This is a genomic window from Algoriphagus sp. UBA3586 (assembly GCF_002376385.1).
In the GTDB taxonomy this organism is placed as follows: Bacteria; Bacteroidota; Bacteroidia; order Cytophagales; family Cyclobacteriaceae; genus Algoriphagus; species Algoriphagus ornithinivorans.
In genome coordinates this window covers 15,668-35,829 of record NZ_DFMT01000004.1, presented here as the reverse complement: position 1 = coordinate 35,829, position 20,162 = coordinate 15,668, and the positions used below count along the sequence as shown (strand labels likewise).

General features: G+C 39.9%; 13 protein-coding genes. 10 read left to right on the top strand and 3 right to left on the bottom strand.

The window, feature by feature from the left end:
* Positions 1-236: 236 nt before the first annotated feature.
* On the bottom strand, positions 237-1,280 hold the full coding sequence (locus tag B2906_RS00655) for a BF3164 family lipoprotein (protein ID WP_286935240.1): 1,044 nt from the start codon (positions 1,278-1,280) through the stop codon (positions 237-239).
* A gap of 891 nt (positions 1,281-2,171) precedes the next feature.
* Here B2906_RS00655 and cysS point away from each other — a divergent pair.
* From cysS to trhA, 9 genes are all read left to right on the top strand, one after another.
* Positions 2,172-3,665: a cysteine--tRNA ligase gene (gene cysS, locus B2906_RS00650; protein WP_286935239.1), complete on the top strand. Its 1,494-nt coding sequence runs from the start codon at positions 2,172-2,174 to the stop codon at positions 3,663-3,665.
* On the top strand, positions 3,655-4,635 hold the full coding sequence (locus tag B2906_RS00645) for a M28 family peptidase (RefSeq protein WP_219956725.1): 981 nt from the start codon (positions 3,655-3,657) through the stop codon (positions 4,633-4,635). Before cysS ends, B2906_RS00645 begins: the two co-directional genes overlap by 11 nt.
* Positions 4,636-4,830: 195 nt before the next feature.
* Positions 4,831-5,856, top strand: a complete 1,026-nt coding sequence (locus B2906_RS00640) for a LacI family DNA-binding transcriptional regulator (RefSeq protein ID WP_144606591.1) — start codon at positions 4,831-4,833, stop codon at positions 5,854-5,856.
* Between the two features lie 171 nt (positions 5,857-6,027).
* The gene (locus B2906_RS00635; RefSeq protein ID WP_286935238.1) at positions 6,028-9,474 is read left to right on the top strand and encodes a ThuA domain-containing protein; all 3,447 of its coding nucleotides are present in this window, start codon (positions 6,028-6,030) and stop codon (positions 9,472-9,474) included.
* Positions 9,475-9,577: 103 nt separating this feature from the next.
* Complete coding sequence (locus tag B2906_RS00630) at positions 9,578-10,015, top strand: hypothetical protein (protein WP_286935237.1); 438 nt, start codon at positions 9,578-9,580, stop codon at positions 10,013-10,015.
* A gap of 221 nt (positions 10,016-10,236) precedes the next feature.
* Complete coding sequence (locus tag B2906_RS00625; RefSeq protein WP_286935236.1) at positions 10,237-10,797, top strand: GNAT family N-acetyltransferase; 561 nt, start codon at positions 10,237-10,239, stop codon at positions 10,795-10,797.
* Between the two features lie 56 nt (positions 10,798-10,853).
* Entirely contained in the window at positions 10,854-11,513 is a 660-nt protein-coding gene (locus B2906_RS00620; RefSeq protein WP_286935235.1) for a hypothetical protein, read from the top strand.
* A gap of 72 nt (positions 11,514-11,585) precedes the next feature.
* Entirely contained in the window at positions 11,586-12,182 is a 597-nt protein-coding gene (locus B2906_RS00615) for a DUF2911 domain-containing protein (protein ID WP_286935234.1), read from the top strand.
* Between the two features lie 262 nt (positions 12,183-12,444).
* Complete coding sequence (trhA, locus tag B2906_RS00610) at positions 12,445-13,053, top strand: PAQR family membrane homeostasis protein TrhA (RefSeq protein ID WP_219956732.1); 609 nt, start codon at positions 12,445-12,447, stop codon at positions 13,051-13,053.
* An 8-nt stretch (positions 13,054-13,061) separates the two neighbouring features.
* Here trhA and B2906_RS00605 read toward each other — a convergent pair whose 3' ends face one another.
* Entirely contained in the window at positions 13,062-14,069 is a 1,008-nt protein-coding gene (locus B2906_RS00605; RefSeq protein WP_219956733.1) for a proline iminopeptidase-family hydrolase, read from the bottom strand.
* A gap of 33 nt (positions 14,070-14,102) precedes the next feature.
* A complete protein-coding gene (locus tag B2906_RS00600; protein WP_286935233.1) occupies positions 14,103-16,781 on the bottom strand; it encodes a c-type cytochrome in 2,679 nt (892 codons plus the stop codon).
* A gap of 236 nt (positions 16,782-17,017) precedes the next feature.
* Here B2906_RS00600 and B2906_RS00595 point away from each other — a divergent pair, with 236 nt between their 5' ends.
* Positions 17,018-20,161, top strand: a complete 3,144-nt coding sequence (locus tag B2906_RS00595; protein WP_286935232.1) for a PVC-type heme-binding CxxCH protein — start codon at positions 17,018-17,020, stop codon at positions 20,159-20,161.
* Position 20,162: the final 1 nt, after the last annotated feature.

Below are 20,162 nucleotides of genomic sequence, written 5' to 3'. Positions count from 1 at the left end.
TGCATTTATGAATTGAACACGGCGAATAAAAAACCGCTATTCCCATTTTCATACTTTGAATAAATATGAAATCTTTAGGACATTATTCGTAGGTAATGGGTGCAAACTGTTACCTAAGCTAAAATTGCCCATTTTCACACCTCTTAAACTAAGAGTTATAAATTTAAATTTTGATAGCTAATTTTCTTAGAAAGAAATACGAAGAATTTATTTAAATGAACTCTTTAAAAATTTCTCTACTCTAATTTATATCGAATCAAATCAAAATCCCTCCCGTTAATTTCAGAAGCTAGGACAAAAAGTTCCTTTTCTTCGAAAACTCGAAACTCAAAAATGTCTTGATCTAAGACCAACTTGTTGACAGGGTTACCCTTGTGATCGAACACAAAAATTTCATTATTTCTTGGTTTAGCATCAGTCAGTCCATTCATATAAAGAATATAAATGAAATTTTCCGTGACTTGTGAGGATGAAATATAAGTTCCCCTATTGAAACGCTCAATAGGAGGCAGGTCGTCAAATATCTCCAATGAAATTCTTGTTCCTTTTCTTAAATCATAGATTTCAAAAAAAGGAATTCTGTAATAGGAAACTAAAAACACATCACTGAAGGATTCTAAACGTGCATAATGGAATTTATAATTTGTCTCAAAGTCACTATCAAGCTTACCCCAAGACTTTCCCGGAGTAGAAAGCTTTCCATACTTTATGGTTTCTGTTTTGCCAATTGTACTTCTGAACAGTCGAGCAGTCGGATCTATGGGGTTGAAATAGACCAAATCAGACCCATAAATAGAAACACCATAAGTGATTGGATCAAATGATAAGGATGTAATTCCATTTTTAAAACGTACCAAAGAATCTATATCGATTTTTAAGATTTTTTTCAATTCAGGATCATAAACTCCTATACTTCGATCATTCGCGTTAAATATTTTCCAGGGAAGAATAAGCTCTTCTGGGCCTACACCTTTACCAATATATCCACCTTTATATAATAATTTACTCCTTTCGATTTCATAAATATGGATAGATTTACTTCCAGCCTTATCTGTAAGAATCAAATAGTTGTCATGGATTAAAATCGACGCAGGAAGAAAAGCTGAATCAATTTTTTGACTAATTCCAATTAGTTCAATAGACTTACTAAAATCCTTTCTTTCCACAACAGAAGTTGTGATGTCTAATTGACGATATCTAGTTTCATCGCAAGAAAAAATTAAACTCGTCAAAAGAGTAACAAAAGAAAAGTAAAGGAAAAATATCTTAACGTCTTTCATAAAATTATTATTTACAAAAAATTTTCTTCAAATAACCAATGTCCATATTTTATAAGATCAGAATATTTATGTTCAGAGATTGAAAAAACACCATTTCTTATTAAATTTTATGAATATCCACCTTCTTACCATTATTGAAATAAATACTGATTATTGTCTGATGAAAAGATCAGAAGACGGAAACTTCGGTCTTCGATCATCGGCAGCCTGTGCTGAGCGAGGTTGAGGTATCCAATCAGTCAAGCAAAGGAAATAAGGCAACTGGCATGATTGCGGATCATCAGAAAATTATATTTTTTATTACCTTCAGAGCAAGTTTTCCAAGAATTAAATTGGCTTAATTTGAACATTTCTGAAGAATGTTTTAAAAACGTAAGGTTATATTTCTAAATAAGGTGTTACCTAATCTGAAATAAATTAAATATTGAATTGATCAATAATATTTTCTCATGTCATGACATATTACTGTTATCGAATTTCCATTTTCATCTAAACCACCAGTGACCCAACAATCATTGTTATCTGCCGATTCACAACTATCATTACACGTAGCTCCTGCAATGCTCTGACTTTGTGAATCTGAAATTGATAAAATGCCAAAACCAATGATAAAAATTGACGCAATAACTCGGATTATTTTGTTCATAATATTTATAGTAATTGTTAAAACTTATCAAAAAAAAAAAAAAAAAAACTGAAAAAACCAATTTTCAGGGAAAAATATATGAATAGACCTTACACTTTTATGATAATTAGACAGGCCAGATACTTAATCTTGGATCAATCATAGTTTTCATTTCCACTTCCAAAATTCCTATTTTGCGAGACCGTTGAAAACACACCACCCTCTCATCGTATTTCGTCATCCGTTATTCGTACTTTTGAAGACTTATGAAATCGCACCAACTCAAACTCTACAATACCCTTTCCAGGGATAAAGAAGAATTCCAACCGATCAATCCTCCATTTGTGGGAATGTATGTTTGTGGTCCGACCGTATATGGGGATGCACACTTGGGTCATGGCCGGCCTGCAATCACCTTTGACACAGTCAATAGATATTTGACTCACTTAGGATATAAAGTTCGCTATGTCAGAAACATCACCGATGTAGGGCACTTGCAAGGCGATGCGGATGAAGGAGAAGATAAAATTGCCAAAAAAGCCAAACTGGAGCAGTTGGAACCTATGGAAGTAGCCCAGCAATACACGGATACTTATCATAGAGATATGGCTTTGTTGAATACTCTGAAACCCAACATTGAACCTCGTGCTACAGGCCATATTCCAGAACAGATCGCTTTGGTTGAGGCTATTCTTAAAGAAGGTTTGGCCTATGAGGTGAATGGCTCTGTTTATTTCGATGTATTGAAATACAATAAGACCTATAAGTACGGGAAGCTTTCCGGAAGAGTGCTGGAAGAGTTAATGAGCGGAAGTAGGGATTTGGATGGACAGGGTGAGAAACGAAATGCGGTAGATTTTGCATTATGGAAGAACGCTGCACCTGAGCATCTGATGAAGTGGGAGTCTCCATGGGGAATGGGCTTTCCGGGCTGGCATTTAGAGTGTACAGCGATGAGCTCCAAATATCTGGGAAGTCAATTTGATATTCATGGAGGCGGCATGGACTTGATGTTTCCTCATCACGAATGTGAAATAGCACAGGGAAATGCCTGCAATCACAGAGATCCGGCCCGTTACTGGATGCATAATAACATGATTACCATCAATGGGCAGAAAATGGGTAAATCCTTGGGGAATTTCATTACCCTTCAGGAATTATTCACCGGGAAGCATGACTTATTGGAACAGGCATACAGCCCAATGACCATTCGCTACTTTATATTGACTGCCCACTACCGATCTACCTTGGATTTCTCCAATGAAGCTCTTCAAGCAGCTCAAAAAGGCTATAAGAAGATTATCAATGGCTTGAGAATTGCCAGAAATTTAGAATATCAATCCGAGGAAGGTATTGCTCTGGATGAGAATCAAATCAAGCAGATTGAGTCCAGTATCTCCAATGCCTACAGGGCCATGGACGATGATTTCAATACTGCTCAGGCGATTGGACATTTATTTAATTTGCTTAAAAAGATCAACTCCATCTTTACAGGCCAGCTGAAATCCGCCTCCTTAGGGAAAGAGGTATTTGATCAGTTAAAAGATACCTTCATCACTTTTGTGACTGAAATATTAGGCTTGGTTGAAGAAAAAAGCGATGTTCAGGAAAATATGCTTGACTTATTGCTGCAATTGTACGGAGAAGCTAAGAAAGCTAGAGATTATGCCAAGGTGGATGAAATCAGGGCAGGCTTGAAGTCCATGGGATTTGTAGTAAAAGATATGAAAGACAAAATTGACTGGGCATATGAAGAATAAAATCTGGATTCTCTTACTATTAATTCTTTTTGGAGCTTGCTCAGGAGAAAAAAGTACTCAACAATCCAATACCAGCGAGGAACCTGTAAAGCCTTATCCAAGCTTCAATGCAGATTCTGCTTTTGCCTTTGTGCAAAAACAAGTGGATTTTGGGCCGAGAGTACCGGGAACTGAACCGCATGAAAACACCAAAAAGTGGTTGATCTCCCAGTTTGAAAATTGGGGCTGGTCTGTGCAAACTCAGGATTTTCAGGCAAAAACTTATGATGGTCTCAATTGGAACCTCACCAATATCATCGCTTCTTTCAAACCAGAAGCAGAAAAGAGAATTTTGCTTGCTGCCCATTGGGATACCCGAAGAATCGCTGATAAAGATACTGACAGGATAGATGAACCAATTGATGGAGCCAACGATGGAGGTTCAGGAGTTGGAGTTTTATTGGAAATTGCCCGGGTAATTCAAGCTCAGGGGTTAAAACCAGATGTAGGAATAGATATCATCCTGTTTGACGGAGAAGATGATGGGGAGCCTGAAACTTCCAGAGCGAGAAATAATTCACAGATTTGGTGGTGTTTAGGCTCGCAGTATTGGTCAAAAAACAAGCATCAGGAAAACTACACCGCTTATTATGGCATTTTAGTGGACTTGGTTGGTGCCAAGGGTGCCAGATTTTTTAAAGAAGGATACTCAAGACAATATGCCTCAGGGATTTTAAAGAAAGTCTGGGACAATGCCGCTAAAATTGGACATTCAGCCTTTTTTGTCAACAGAAATGCCCCAGAGATCTTGGACGACCATGTATTTGTGAATGAGGATGCTGGAATTCCGATGATTGACATCATTGAGTTCTCTCCAGACTACGGTTTTGGCCTATATCACCATACTCATCAGGATAATATGGAACTGATTGATGCAAGATCCTTGCAAGCTGTCGGAGAAACTGTTTTATTTACAGTTTATCAGGAATAAAATTTTCAACTGATTTTATTGCAATTCAAACAATTGTTGACGATTGCAATTATAAATTTGGAAATTAAGTTTTGCTGAAACTGAAATAGACAATTTAGAGACAGATGAAATCGAGCATATCGGATCCGACACATACCCGGACGATTTTAATTTATGCGAGATTCCATGTGACTTCTGAGAAACGATTTTAAACACATGAAAAAAGGGCATCAGGTTACCATGAAGGAAATTGCGAAGAAACTGGGGGTATCCGTTTCCACCATTTCTCGTGCATTGAAAGATTCTCCTGAGTTACACCCAGAAACCAAGCGGAAGATTGTGGAGATGGCCAAGGAAATGAACTATCAACCAAATCTTCTGGCACAGAGTCTTAGAATCAGCCGAACCAAAACCCTTGGTGTGATTGTACCTGAAATCACCTCACACTTTTTTGCATCCTGTATCAGCGGTATTCAAGATCACGCCAATAAAAGAGGTTATAATGTGATGATTTGCCAGTCCAATGAATCCATTGATCAAGAAATCGCAAACATCAGAACCTTAGTTGCCTCCCAGGTAGATGCACTTTTGATCTCTTTGAGTAGAGAAACCAATCATTATGAGCATCTCTACGAGCTTTATAGCCGAGAAATCCCTTTTGTCCTTTTTGATCGCGTTCAGGAGGACATCCCTGTGTCCAAAGTGACTTTTAATGATGCAGGCGGCGCGTATCAGGTGACTCATCACCTTTTGGAAATGGGATGTAGAAATATTGTATTCGTTTCCGGACCTGAAGACCTATACATTTCTAAAAAGAGAAAAGAAGGCTATCTAAAAGCCCTAAATGAGTACGGAATTAAGGAAAACTCTGACTTTATTAAAGTTACCGATTTGACCTTAGAGGGAAATATAGAAGTAGCCAAAGAAATTGCAGCGATGAAATCTCGTCCTGATGCAGTTTTTTGTATGATAGATCCGGTTGCAGTAGATGTCTTGACCTACTGGAAATCTATTGGACTTAAAGTTCCAGAGGAAATCGCCCTTGCAGGATTTACCAACAACCCCACATCGGCGGTAGTAGAACCGCCTTTGACTACAGTATCTCAACCCGGCTATGAGATGGGAAAATTGGCAGTAAGCCATCTTTTAGATCAGTTGGATGGCCTAGCTTCCGACGATCCAATTTCCATTGTTTTAGAAACCACCTTGGTACCAAGGAAGTCATCCAATAGACAAGCTTAAGCCTCATAAAAGACTTTCTTACTAATCTGATAAACATATGCTTTTCAGATTTTAATTTTTTATTGTCTCAATTTGAAAAAATAGAGCTATTCATCTTCGAAAATCACCGAAATTCAATTACTTAGCAGGCGGAATTTTAGAATTCCCTATTTTGCTTAAAATTATACAGTAATGAATTTCTCAAAAACCCTTAAAAACCTATTTCTCCTTTTTTTGGTAGTAATGCTGGCATTTTCTGCCTGTAAAAACAAAAGAGAAGGAAACCCCAAAGTCCTTATTTTCAGCAAAACAGCTGGATTTGTTCATGAATCTATCCCAGATGGAATAGCAGCAATTCAGAAGTTGGGAGCCGAAAATGGCTTTGATGTGGATCAAACCCAAAATGCAGAAGACATCAATGAGGAAAACTTGGCCAAATATGCTGCGGTAATCTGGCTTAGCACTACCGGAGATGTCTTGGATCACTATCAGGAAGCTGATTTCGAAAGATATATTCAATCAGGAGGTGGCTACGTGGGAATTCACGCAGCGGCTGACACGGAATACGAATGGGGCTGGTACGGGAAATTGGTCGGAGGATATTTCGCAGATCACCCAGGCATCAATGACCCTCATCCAAATGTTCAGAAGGGAATCGTAACACGAACTGCTGAAAAACACCCTTCCGTCAATTTTCTTCCTGAATCATGGGAAAGAACAGACGAATGGTACAGCTATAAAAAGGTAAATCCCGATACCAAAAAACTTTTGATGCTTGATGAATCTTCTTACCAAGGAGGACTGGATATGGGAGAGCACCCAATTGCATGGTATCATGACTTTGATGGAGGAAGAGCATTTTATACCGGTGGTGGCCATACCAAGGAGTCTTATCAGGAAGAAGACTTTCTCAAGCACTTATTGGCAGGGATTCAATATGCAATAGGAGAAAATCTGGAATTGGATTATACCGCAGCCACAAGCAAGCGAGCTCCTGAGGAAAATCGCTTTACCAAGACTTACCTTTCCATGGGTGAGTTTACCGAGCCAACAGAAATGACCATTTTACCCAACCTGGATATTTTGGTGGCTCAAAGAAGAGGTGAAATTCTTTATTTTAATAATGAAACTGAGAAGTTAGAAGAGGTCGCCAAACTGAATGTTTACTGGAAATCTGAAGTGCCCGGCGTAAATGCTGAAGAGGGATTGATGGGAATCCAGAAAGATCCCAACTATGCTTCCAATAATTTTGTCTTTGTTTACTATTCTCCAGCAGGTGATGCGGAAATAAACAGACTTTCCCGATTTGTCTTCAAAGACGGTGTTTGGGATATGAGTTCAGAAAAAGTAATTTTAGACGTCGCTTCAGATAGAAATATTTGTTGTCATACTGGTGGTTCCATCGCATTTGATAAGGATGGAAATCTTTATTTATCGACTGGTGACAACTCTACCCCATTCAACCAAAATGATTCCCAATATGTCCTGAGTGGCTTTGCTCCTTTGGACGGAAGAGAGGGAAGAAAGCAATGGGATGCCAGAAGAAGCTCCGGAAACTCCAACGACCTAAGAGGAAAAATACTTAGAATCAAGGTTCAGGATGATGGATCTTACACTATCCCTGCAGGCAATCTTTATCCTGAAGGCACTGCTAATACCAGACCTGAGATATACGTTCAAGGAAATAGAAACCCTTATAGAATTGCCGTTGATCAAAAAACAGGTTTTCTATACTGGGGTGAAGTAGGTCCAGATGCCAGCAATGATTCATTAGACACCAAAGGCCCGAGAGGCTATGACGAAGTCAATCAAGCAAGAACAGCCGGTAATTTCGGATGGCCTTATGCTATTGGAAATAATTACACCTATTTTGAGTATGATTATGCCGCTGGAAAATCCGGATTGAAGTTTGATCCTGCAAAGCCAGTCAATAATTCACCTCATAATACCGGTCTCAAAGAATTACCTGCCACCCAAGCGGCATTCATTTGGTATCCATATGCAGCATCACCTGACTTCCCACAAGTAGGAACAGGAGGTAGAAATGCGATGGCAGGACCAGTTTATTATTCCGATTTGTATCAAAGTGAAGGCAAAATGCCTGATTATTTCGACGGCAAACTCTTCATTTATGATTGGATTAGAGGTTGGGTTAAAGTAGTCACTATGGAAGAAAACGGTGACTTCTCCAAAATGGAGCCTTTCATGCCCAATACCAAATTCAACTCCTTGATAGATATGGAAATGGGGCCAGATGGCAAAATTTATATTTTGGAATATGGAAATGGCTGGTTTAGCAAAAATCCTGACGCTGGACTTTCAAGAATAGATTTTAACGGAGGAAATAGACCTCCTGCAGTTGAATCTGTAACTGCAGATAAGTCCTCCGGATTGGCACCATTGTCTGTTACCTTTACTGCCCAAGCATCAGATCCTGAAAAAGACCCAATCACCTATGTTTGGGACTTGGGAAATGGAAAAACAGAAAAAACCACAGAACCTAAACTTACCACCACTTTTGATTCAGTTGGTGAGTATGAAGTGACGGTCATCGCTTCTGATCCGGCAGGGATGGAAGGAAAAGGGCCTAAAGCAAATGTATATGTGGGAAATGTAGCTCCTGAAGTGAGTATAAAAGTAGAGGGTAATCAATCCTTCTATTTCCCTGGAAGAAAAGTAAACTACCAAATCACGGTAATTGACCAGAATCATCCTGAAGCTTCCAATGATTTGAGCAATTTGTATGTAGCTGCTGATTACATCGAAGGGTTGGATCAAGCAGAGGCTGACATGGGCCACAAAGTAATGAGCGAAGCTATGACTGGAAAAGCTCTGGTGCAATCGCTTACCTGTAAAACCTGCCACAAAGAAAACGAGGCTTCAGTGGGACCTGCCTATACAGAAGTAGCCAAAAAGTATAGAAATAGAGATGCTGCCTATTTGATGAATAAAATCAAAAATGGTGGCGGAGGAGTCTGGGGCGAAACAGTAATGCCAGCCAACCCAGATTTGAAAGAATCAGATTTGAAAGCTTTGGTTACCTTTATACTTTCTCTAAAAGGTGAACAAAAACCGAGCTTAGCTTCTAAAGGCAGTTTAGATCCAACATTAGGCAAAACCCCTTCACCAAAAGGAGCCTTAATAATCAATGCATCCTACACTGACGCAGGTGGAGAAAACATCAAACCCTTGTCAGGAAGCAGCTCGATAGTTTTGACTGCCAACACCATTGATTTAGGAAGATCCGGAGATATGGAAGCCTATACGGCCATGTCTTTTGACGGAAATAATCTCATGATGGTGCCAAGTCAAAAAGGTCATTTCTCACTGCCTGCCACAGACATGACGGGAGTTGGATCTGTGACATTGACTACCGCTTCTGTAGAGCCTTTGACAACGGCAGTAGATTTCGAAATCAGATTAGATAGCCCAACTGGAGAAGTTTTGGCTAAAGGTACATTTGTTCAGAAAAATCAACAAAAGGCGCCTGGAATGCCAGTAATCTATGATCAGGTAACTATTCCTGTCACGGGCCAAACAGATGGAAAGAAACGTAAACTCTACATTGTCAGTGAGCCTCAAGGTGGAGCTGAAATTGGAACATTTATTTTAGCAAATATTACATTCAATGCTAAGTAATTGAACTACTACTTGATTAAAGAAAGCCAGTCTATAAAAAGATTGGCTTTCTTTTTGTGATAGAATATATGTATCATTGTCCAAAATTAAGCTCTTTATTCCTATGAAATATTTGAAAATAGTCACTCTTCTTTTGGCAATATCATTGGTTGGATGTACCTCAGAAGAGGATTCATCCATGGATATTAGGATTTCAATTAATGGACAGGTGCTTTTCGAAGATGGAGATGATTTTAATGGAGACGTGGATGGGGACTTTACAGGTAATGGAGGCAGTGGCAGTAAAACTTTTTTATGGAGAAACAATTTAAGAACTGCCGATTACAATGCCGACATTACCTCCACAAGTTCTGGAACATTCAACATGGAGGTTAAGGATTCAAATGGAAAAGTAGTATTAAATAGGTCCCTTAGAGGTGGGACTGAACCGGATTCTTTCTCCGGTGTAACTGCCTCTGGCTCTCCAGGAATATGGCAAGTCACTATCACTCTAACTTCCTTTAAGGGGGATGGAAGTTTTTCTCTAAGTGAAGGAGATTAATTGGTTTTATATCAATCTTCTTACCCTTGACAATGAAGTAAGGCTTTTAGACACCTTTACTTTTTTCTTTTTCATACCTACATCAATATTTTATTTTTCCTGTTTCTTTCGAACTAATTTATTTTCAATTTATCTTCAATTTTCAAGATAGATACGGCCAGAAACCCTGAATTAATCAATCCTATCTTATTAATTAACAAAGACTTCCATTTTTAAGTAATATGGACTATCACTTCAGAAAAGCTCAAAATAGTGAGGATTTCAAGGGAATAATTGCTTTGCAGCAAGCCAATCTTTTGCAAAATCTAAGTCTTGAAACTATTCAAAAAGAAGGCTTCGTTCGGGTATGTCACAGTTTGGAAGATTTAACAAAGTTGAATGAGTTTGAAGAGCAACTCATCGCCATCCAGGACAATGAAGTGATCGCTTACATTTTGGCCATGCCGCCTGGTTCAAGAACTTCTATTCCAATGCTCTTACCCATGTTTGAGCAGTTTGACCAAATAGATTGGAAAGGCCAGAAAATATCAAGCTATAGCTACCTGGCGATTGGGCAAGTTTGCGTAGCCAAAGAATTCAGGTCACAAGGTCTATTTGCAAATGCATATGCTGCATACAAAGAATTATTCAGCAAGAAATATGACTTTGCCATTACCGAAATCTCAAAAAAAAACTTACGTTCCTTAAGCGCTCATAAAAAGATTGGCTTTCAAACTATCCACACTTTTCAGGATGAATATGAGGAATGGGAAATTGTATTATGGGATTGGAAAAACAGCTGATATTCAATTTTTAACGCTTTAATTTCCTATATTCAAATTCAATAAATTTTCTAATTATGTCAACCATCCCTAATGATTGGTTTCATACTTTTTCCTCTACAGATCAATTAATTGCTGATGGAAAAAGCATCACCAATCAATTTGTTTCAGATATCCACCAAATCAATCCTTCTCAGGAATTTGATGTAAAAGTGATTATCAACACCACCCCTGCCTTAGTATTCTTTGACCCTTCCACCAAAACAGTAAACCTTCCTCTTTGGGACCAATTAAAAAAAGAAGCAATCGGCTTTTTTGATCAAATGGGTGGTTCTAAAGAAGCAGGGAAAATCCTATTCGGACTATTCTTCAATGGTTTCTACCTCCCGCATGAATTGGGACATGGAGTTCAGTTTTTCGTGAAAGGAGACGAAAAAGGCTCTTACAAAAACGAACTTTTTGCCAATCAAATTGGGATGCAATGGTGGAGAAAACATGGGCAAGAGGCTAATCTGAAATCCTGTTATGATTTTGCGCAGAACATCATGGGTATCTTACCAAACCCGGTACCTAAAGGGATGACGGTAGAAGAATATTTCAACAAAAACTACGATCAGGTGTCTTCCAACCCGTTCATTTATGGATTTTTACAGTTTGGACAGTTCATAAAAGTATATAACGACAAATCTTTGGGTGATTTTGACACTTTGATCAGGTCTTATATGGGAATCAAATAAAGAACAACCCACATCAAACAAGCTTCCTTATTTTTTGTTAGCTTTCCAAACAAAACCCAAAACCAAACAGATATGAAAAATTCAAAATCTCTTTTTTTAGCATTTGCCCTATTGTTGGCAAGCTCATTTTCAGCTTTTGCGCAGTTGCAAAGCCCTGCACTAAGCCCTGCAGCTTCTGTTTCGCAGGTGGTAGGATTCACTAAAATCAGCATTGATTACTCTTCTCCTGCTGTCAAGGGAAGAAAAATCTTTGGAGAAATAGAAAAGTATGGAGTGACTTGGAGAGCTGGTGCAAATGCTCAAACTGTAATTGAATTCAGCACTCCAGTAAGTGTGGGTGGTAAAACGCTTAGAGCGGGTAAATACTCTATTTTCATGACTCCAGCTGAGTCTGGCGACTGGACAGTGCATCTAAACAGTAAAGCCGCTTCTGTTTTTGCCTACATGAAAGATGGTAAAATAGACGAAGAGGCAGTAGCTAAAGATGATGCTGTTTCTTTCAAAGCAAGCACTCAAAGAGGTGGCAATACAGAAAGATTGCAATATCATATTTCTGCAGGAGACAATAAGGTGGCTACTGTGACTATGGCTTGGGAAGGTGTAATGGTTTCTTTCCCAGTGGATACTATGGTAGATCAAAAAATGGAACAGTTCAAAAGCCAGTTCTAAATAAAAAAGTATTACTTCTTAATGAGGCTGTCCCAAAGGTGAAAATTGTCACATTGAGCGTCCCGACAACTGTACGGGATCGAAATGTGCTTAAAACAATAGAAATAGCCTTCGACTCCCTGCCTGCGACAGGCAGGCGCTCAGGCTGACATTAGACCGATTTATGAGACAGCCTCATTTTTTTATTCCCCGAACTATTTTGGCCTGATTTTTCTTCGATTTAAGTATGGCAAGCAAAAAATCAAAACGTCCCCAAACCAAAATGGAAGAAATTGCAAATACAATTTCTCACGGGATTGGTGTTCTGCTAGCCTTAATCGGAATTCCTTTTTTATTATGGAAAGCCTTTGAAAGCAATGATTCTTGGACTTTTGCTTCCGCTATTGCTTTTAGTTTGGGAATGCTGATGGTTTACGCAAGCTCTACGCTTTATCATGCTGTTTCCAATCAAAAATGGAAAGCTCTACTTCAAAAGAGCGATCATATTTCCATCTATTTCCTGATTGCAGGAACATACACACCCATGGTTTTGGCTGTGTTGCCCAAAGAAGAAGCGTTGCCTTTTTTAGGATTGATCTGGAGTTTTGTTCTTGTCGGAACTCTCTTCAAAATCTTCTTCACCGGCCGTTTCAAATTTGTGTCAGTGGGTTTATACCTACTGATGGGCTGGATCTCAGTGTTTATTTATGATTCCATCATCCAGAACTTAAGTACTGAAAATATTTTCTGGCTGGCTGCAGGAGGTTTGAGCTACACCTTAGGGGTGATTTTTTACATCATGAGCAATAGACGCTACTTTCACACGGTTTGGCACGTATTCGTACTTTTAGGTACACTCTCCCACTTTATTGTGGTGTATCAGGTTTTGTGATTGAAGCTTTAAAAACTTCCAGAATCTACATCTTTGATAAATTTGATTATTCCGGGAAAAAAGTGGGAAGGATCATCATATTGACTTAGATGACTACCATTTGGGCAAAGTAAAAATCTTCCATTTCCCATTTGTTTGGACATCCACTCCATATGCTTAGGATCCATAGTATCATGGGATCCTCCAACCACTAGAGTTGGAACAGTGATAGTCTTTAGCTTTTCTCTTACATCCCAACCTTCTAAACTTGCACCAGGAGTAATTCCAAACTCACTATATCCTTGCATATAAATGTATACATCAGGGTTTACCTGAGTCATCATACGGTTAATTTCCTCAGGCCACTGACCTGCTGGCATTCTTAATACATGCTGAGGGTAATGGTGAACTTCCAGTAATTCCATGTATCTCGGATTCTCAAAGTCCATATTTTTTTCGATCTCCATTATTTCAGCAAACACTTCTGCTGGCATCTGAGGCCCTAGCACTTCTTTGGCGTATTTTTCATACTCATCCAAGCTTGACATCATATTACAGATAATAAGACCTTTCAGGTTTTCCTGATGTCTGAATGCATACTCCATCCCCAGCATACCACCCCATGATTGACCGAGTAAATAAAAATTATCCTTGTTTAGACCTAGGGCTTTTCTCACTTGCTCCACTTCATCCACAAAGCGCTCAATTGTCCATAGAGAAGAATCTTCGGGCTGATCTGAATGCGCAGAGCCCAATTGATCATACCAAATAAACTCTATTCCTTCCTGAGGTAAATACTCATCAAAATTACCGTACTGTTCATGAGTCATTCCGGGCCCTCCATGAAGCAATAATACTTTCATAGTAGGATTGTCTCCTACCCTTTTGGTCCAAACTTTAAATTCTCCCTTAGGAGTTTGGATCGGAATCACTTGTACAGTCTCCACTTCTTTTCCGGTTTCTGAAGAATCAGAAGATTCATTCTTACACCCAATTAACCCGACAATTAAAACCAGATAGAAAATTATATTTTTCATATTTCTCAGAATGAATGATGATTGTGCCTTATATTATTTTTGAGCTGTGGCCTTATTTTGAAATACCGGATGATTTTCATTTCCACCGGAAATCAGGTAAGCCATTAAGTCCTTCAACTCCTCCTCATTCAATCTGTTTATCAAACCTGGAAGCATGATTGAAACCTCGGAATTTTTAGTGAAAGCAACCGTATTTTTAGGAATCTTTCTCAATTGGTCCGGAGCAAATGGGTTTTGAGAAACATAATAATTGGCTCCATCTTCATCGGTCAATCTTCCGACTATAGACCCACCTTCTTTCAATTCAAAAACCGTGGCATGATACTGCTCTGAAATAGTCTGACTAGGATTAATCGTAGCTTCTAAAATATCCTTTTTAGAGAACCTAGATTCCAATTGGGTCAAATCCGGACCAATCACTCCGCCCTCACCCTGCATACTGTGACAGGATTGACAAAGGGTTGCGGCATACATGGCTTTGCCTCTTACAAAATCTCTAGCTTGAAGGCTGTCTACCAAAGGCAAAGCTTCCTCCACGGTCCACCTTCTCCCTGGACCTTCAGGCTGAATCCCCTCCCCAGCCAAATCATTCCCACTGCTTGTCAACAATTTTCCTCCTGATAGCTCATCAAATCTGTCAAAGTCCTCTTTCGCAACTTTAGCCAAAGCCATCTTTCTAGCCCGGTCCAAAAAACCAACATAGCTCCTTCCTCCCTTGTAATTGGTCAAAGCATTCTTAATCCAAGAGAAATACTCCTTCCTGGTATCTTCGGTCCAGCCTGAATTAGCACCTCCCAAAACAGTCGCAAAATAGGTTTGCTGAGCAGGAGGAACATTGGCCAACATATTGGCTATATCCAATCCATATTGAGGGTTTCGGAAAATCAATTCCGAAGAAGAAGTGACTGTTTTCTGATAATTTTCATCATCCTTGGCATTTTTCAACAAAGCCAAAGTTTTCTCCACTGCATCAGGAGCATCCAGATGAGTCAATAGGACAGCGAGAGAACGGTTAAGCAAATTATCCTTTGCGGGAAAATTAGGATTGAGATAAGCAACTAAGTCTGCCTTGATTGGTGTTGCAGCCTGATCATAACGATATAAAATCACCTCAAAAGTTCTCAATAGGTCTCCTTTCGCCTTTTCTGATAGACTTGCATAGTCAATCTCCATTAATGATCGAAGCATAGGCACAGCATCTGTATCCTTGCCTTGTCTAGCCAAAGCCAAGACTGCCTGAGTCTTTTTCACAGGATCTGATTCATTCAATGCTTTGGATTTCCACAGCTCAATAGGTTGATGTTCCAATACTAACCTGGCAGCATATTGAACAAATCGGTCAGCATGAGCCAGATTTGCCCAGGCCAAATCCAATCCTTCTGAACTTGCATTTTTAGAATGATACTTCTCCAAATCTCTTCTAATCTTTGCAGCCTCAGGCAAGTCTGCTACTTCCATTGGCTCAGCGGCCTCAGGTTCACCTTTGTAATAAACTCTATATAAATCCGACTCCAACCTTCTGCCTCCAGTGGCAAAATACATGGCCCCATCCGGCCCTATGGTTCCATCTGTCAAAGGTAAAGGGGACCCCGAAATAAACTCTTCTGCAGTAGCTTCATAGCTTGCTCCAGAAGGAATCAAATGAATAGCATAAATTATCCCAAAACTCCAGTCGAAAGCGAGTAAGGCTTTTCTGTATTGTGCTGGAAACTTGGCTTCTGTTCCAAACATCACATTGGTTGGGGAACCTTGTCCAATATTCAATACAGCAGGTAAGTTATCCGGAAATTCAGGAGACCACTTTGAGTTTCCTGTTCGCCAGCCAAACTCAGCTCCACTGGTCACATGCAAGATACGGGTAGGTCTATACCAAGGCATCCCAAAATCCCACTCCATGTCTGAGTCATAGGTAAAAAGATCCCCTACTTCATTGTATGCTATGTCAAATTCATTTCTGAATCCGGCTGCAATCAACTCCCAGTTTTTCCCTTCCGGATCAATTTTGGCAATCCAACCTCCCGGTGCCTCTCGGTTATTGGCATGTCCCCGAGGATCTTTGATCAATGGAAAAAGGTTATCCTCCCTCCAAACACGAGGAAGCCTGTAGTGATCCATTTCTGGAACATCTACGTGATTTCCAGCTGCCAAAACTATGGATTGACCATCCGGAGAAAGTTTCATAGAATGAGGTCCATGTTCTCCCGGTTCACCCTCTAAAAGTCGGATAGTGGAAACAGTTTCATATTGATCATCCCCATCCAAATCCTGAATTCTATACAACCCTGTACTCTTCGCAAAAGTCTCATTTGAATGATGGTTGACCATGACATAGAGTGAATTGAAGGCATAAAGTAGCCCTTGTGCATACCCCATTCCTACCTGAGGTTCTGCAATATCTCCGATAATCAATTTTTCAACTTTGGGTTTTACTGAGGTATCCGAACCAATGGGAGGCAGCTCCAAACGATATAAAAACCCATACTGATCCGAGGTGATCATTCTGCCCTTATCATCAAAAGTCATTGCAACCCAGGAGCCTTGATCCATTTCTCCGGGACTATAGAGTAATTCGGCAACAAATCCATCAGGAAGTTTCAGTTTGTCAATTTTTGGGATTTCTGTCAATTGCAGGCTTGATTCTTCTTTTTTGGCACATGAAAAGCTGATCCCGGTAAGAAGAATTATGAAAAATATATTCTGAAAGGTTTTCATAGGTTAATTGGGCTAGTACAAGCCTGAATTTAGTTTTTTTATCTTTTAATTTCTTGCAAATCAATCTACCGTTTACATAAAATTTCAACTTACTTTATCCTTATTTCAGGAGTATTTTCAGAATAATTCGACTGTTTTGACAGAAAGGAGATATTTTAGAGATATCAATTCAGAAAGAGTAGATTTTTCAAAAGCCTAAAAAATCTGGATCCTTTCAGCCTAAATAACCTCAACCCATGAAGCAATTTTCAATCATCTGTTTATTACTGCTCACAGCTTTTTTTTCTTCCTGTAAGGAGAAAATGACAGTCCAGCTACATCAGAACGCACATATAGCTTTGGTGGGAAATAACCTTGGCTCAAGAATGATGGAATATGGATGGTTTGAAACAGAAATGCATGTTCGTTACCCAGATAGCACGCTATTTATCAGAAATCTATGCGATCCAGGGGATACTCCCGGCTTTAGACCAAGATCCGGAACCAATGACCCCTGGGCGTTTCCTGGTGCAGAGGTTTTTCAAGATGAGTATGCCACCTATTCCAACAGTGAGGGATTTTTAGAAAAGCCAGATCAATGGTTGACTAGGCTTCAAACAGATATTGTGGTGGGATTCTTTGGATTCAATGAGTCCTTTCAGGGCTTGGAAAAACTCCCCATTTTCAAAGAAGAATTAGAGGCATGGATAACCCACTCCAAAGCTCAACAGTACAATGGGAAGACTGCCCCTCAACTGGCCCTTGTGTCTCCTATAGCTATCGAAGATCTCAGCGATCATTTAGATGTCCCAGACGGAAAATCCCAAAATGAACTCATTGAAGCATATGTCCGAGGTATGGAGGAAGTGGCCAAAAAACATGAAATCGTTTTTGTTAACGCTTTTACTGCCAGCCAAAAATGGTATAATTCTGAAAAGGAGGATTTAACAATAGACGGATCACAGCTCAATGAGGATGGCTACAAGCTTTTTGCTACTTTTTTGGCAGATGAACTTTTCGGAAAAGAAAAAAGAAAGGCTGAACAACATCTCGCTGAAATTCATGCAGCTGTCATGGAGAAAAACTGGTTATGGCACAATGACTATAAAATACCTAATGGAGTTCACGTATTCGGACGTCGCTATGACCCTTTTGGCCCGGATAATTATCCTTACGAACTGGAGAAAATCAGGCAAATGACTGCTAATCGCGACTCCGCAATTTGGGAAGCCAATTCAGGAAAGAAATATGATCTGGCAGCAGCAGATGCAAGAACCCGCTCTCTTCCCGAGGTGGAAACCAATTACAATCCTCAGGCAAATGGGAGTTTGGAGTATAAATATGGTGAAGAAGCACTTAAAAGTTTAAAAGTCGCTGAAGGATATAAAATCGAATTATTTGCTTCAGAAGAGGATTTTCCGGACTTAGCCAACCCTGTCCAAATTTCATTTGACAATAAAGGTAGACTTTGGGTAGCTACGATGCCAAGTTATCCCCACTACAAACCTGGCGATCCCAAGCCAAAGGATAAGCTTATTATTTTGGAAGATACTGACGGAGATGGTAAAGCTGATAAACAAACCGTCTTCGCTGAAGATTTACACCTACCTGTGGGATTTGAATTGGCTGCGGAAGGGGTTTATGTGTCCCAACTTCCCAATTTGGTTTTATTGCAAGACACAAATGGGGATGATAAAGCCGATAAAAAGACCATTCTACTTTCAGGGTTTGATGATCATGATACCCATCACGCGATATCAGCCTATACTACTGATGAATCAGGCGCTATTTATATGGCCGAAGGCGTATTTCTGCACACCAATGTGGAAACTTCTTATGGGCCTGTAAGAGCTACTAATGGGGGTTTTTATCGCTATGAACCCAAAAGACATAAACTTGAAAGAGTCAATCAGGTACCCATTCCCAATCCGTGGGGGATAGCCTTTGATGATTGGGGACAAAACTTTTATCTCGAAACTTCGGGCCCCAATCTCAACTGGATGCTTCCGGGGTCTACGCTTCCACGCTATGGCAACAATAACTTCAAAGGACCAAACCTGATTGAGCAGGAGCAAATGGTAAGACCTACTTCAGGTCTGGAATTTGTTTCCAGCAGGCATTTTCCGGATGAAGTTCAGGGAGATATTTTATTAAATAATACCATTGGCTTTTTGGGAACCAAGCAGCATCAAATTGTAGAGGACTCGGTGGGTTTCCATGCCGAATACCGACAGGATCTGGTCAGTTCCACAGATAGAAATTTCAGGCCAGTCGATCTGGAATTTGCGCCGGATGGATCACTTTACATTGTGGATTGGCATAATATCCTGATTGGACATATGCAGCACAATGCCCGTGACCCACTCAGAGACCATGTTCACGGTAGAATTTATCGGGTCACCTACCCTTCCAGACCCTTGGTAATTCCCGCAAAAATAGACGGAGCAGAAATTCCTGAACTCCTGGAAAATTTAAAATTGCCCGAATACAGAACCCGCTACAGAACCCGTAGAGAGTTGAGAGGGAGGGATCCAAAGCAAGTCAGTGAGGCTGTTGCTGAATGGGTCAAAAATTTGGATAAAAATGATCCAAATTATGAGCATCATAGATTGGAAGCCCTGTGGGTAACTTGGGGAATCAATCAGGTTGATCAATCCTTATTAAATGATTTATTAAAGTCTGAAGATCATAAAGTAAGAGCTGCTGCCACAAGGGTGCTTCGGTATACTGGGCATCAGGTGGAAAATCAAGCTGAATTATTGATGCAGGCTGTCAAAGACCCTCATGGCAGGGTGCGAATGGAAGCAATAGCTGCGGCTTCTTGGTTACCTAGGGAGAAAGGCTTGCCGATTTTAGCTGAGGCAGAAAATCAACCCAAGGATAACACCTGGATTCCGAGAACTTTGGAAACTGCCGTGGCTCATATCAATGGACTCTCGGTAGCTCAAAAGAAAGAAGAAGACATCAAGTCCTCTCTGACAGGTTCAGATCGAGAATTATTTGTTTTGGGAAAGGAAATCTATGCGAGAGAGGGATTTTGTGCTACTTGTCATCAATTGGATGGCAATGGTTTGACTGCCTCACAGTTTCCTCCACTCAAGGGAACTCCATGGGTAACCGGAAATGAAGAGCGTCTGATCAAAATTGTGTTGAAAGGGATTATGGGCCCTATCGAGGTGGCGGGAAGACAATATCCTGGTCAGGTTCCTATGACACCTTATGAGGGAATGTTGGATGACACTGAAGTTGCTGCCGTATTAACTTATGTGAGAAATTCTTTCGGAAATCAAGCTTCCCCTATTTCCCCTGAGTTGGTAAAGAAAGTGAGGCAGGGGGTTCAAGATAAAAAAGGGTTCTGGAATGCAGAAGAATTACTGCGAATGCATCCAATGGAGAAATAAG

Excerpts from the sequence above, each read along its gene's own strand:
- B2906_RS00655 (WP_286935240.1), bottom strand. The coding sequence starts at position 1,280 with ATGAAAGACGTTAAGATATTTTTCCTTTACTTTTCTTTTGTTACTCTT.
- cysS (WP_286935239.1), top strand. The coding sequence starts at position 2,172 with ATGAAATCGCACCAACTCAAACTCTACAATACCCTTTCCAGGGATAAA.
- B2906_RS00645 (WP_219956725.1), top strand. The coding sequence starts at position 3,655 with ATGAAGAATAAAATCTGGATTCTCTTACTATTAATTCTTTTTGGAGCT.
- B2906_RS00640 (WP_144606591.1), top strand. The coding sequence starts at position 4,831 with ATGAAAAAAGGGCATCAGGTTACCATGAAGGAAATTGCGAAGAAACTG.
- B2906_RS00635 (WP_286935238.1), top strand. The coding sequence starts at position 6,028 with ATGAATTTCTCAAAAACCCTTAAAAACCTATTTCTCCTTTTTTTGGTA.
- B2906_RS00630 (WP_286935237.1), top strand. The coding sequence starts at position 9,578 with ATGAAATATTTGAAAATAGTCACTCTTCTTTTGGCAATATCATTGGTT.
- B2906_RS00625 (WP_286935236.1), top strand. The coding sequence starts at position 10,237 with ATGGACTATCACTTCAGAAAAGCTCAAAATAGTGAGGATTTCAAGGGA.
- B2906_RS00620 (WP_286935235.1), top strand. The coding sequence starts at position 10,854 with ATGTCAACCATCCCTAATGATTGGTTTCATACTTTTTCCTCTACAGAT.
- B2906_RS00615 (WP_286935234.1), top strand. The coding sequence starts at position 11,586 with ATGAAAAATTCAAAATCTCTTTTTTTAGCATTTGCCCTATTGTTGGCA.
- trhA (WP_219956732.1), top strand. The coding sequence starts at position 12,445 with ATGGAAGAAATTGCAAATACAATTTCTCACGGGATTGGTGTTCTGCTA.
- B2906_RS00605 (WP_219956733.1), bottom strand. The coding sequence starts at position 14,069 with ATGAAAAATATAATTTTCTATCTGGTTTTAATTGTCGGGTTAATTGGG.
- B2906_RS00600 (WP_286935233.1), bottom strand. The coding sequence starts at position 16,781 with ATGAAAACCTTTCAGAATATATTTTTCATAATTCTTCTTACCGGGATC.
- B2906_RS00595 (WP_286935232.1), top strand. The coding sequence starts at position 17,018 with ATGAAGCAATTTTCAATCATCTGTTTATTACTGCTCACAGCTTTTTTT.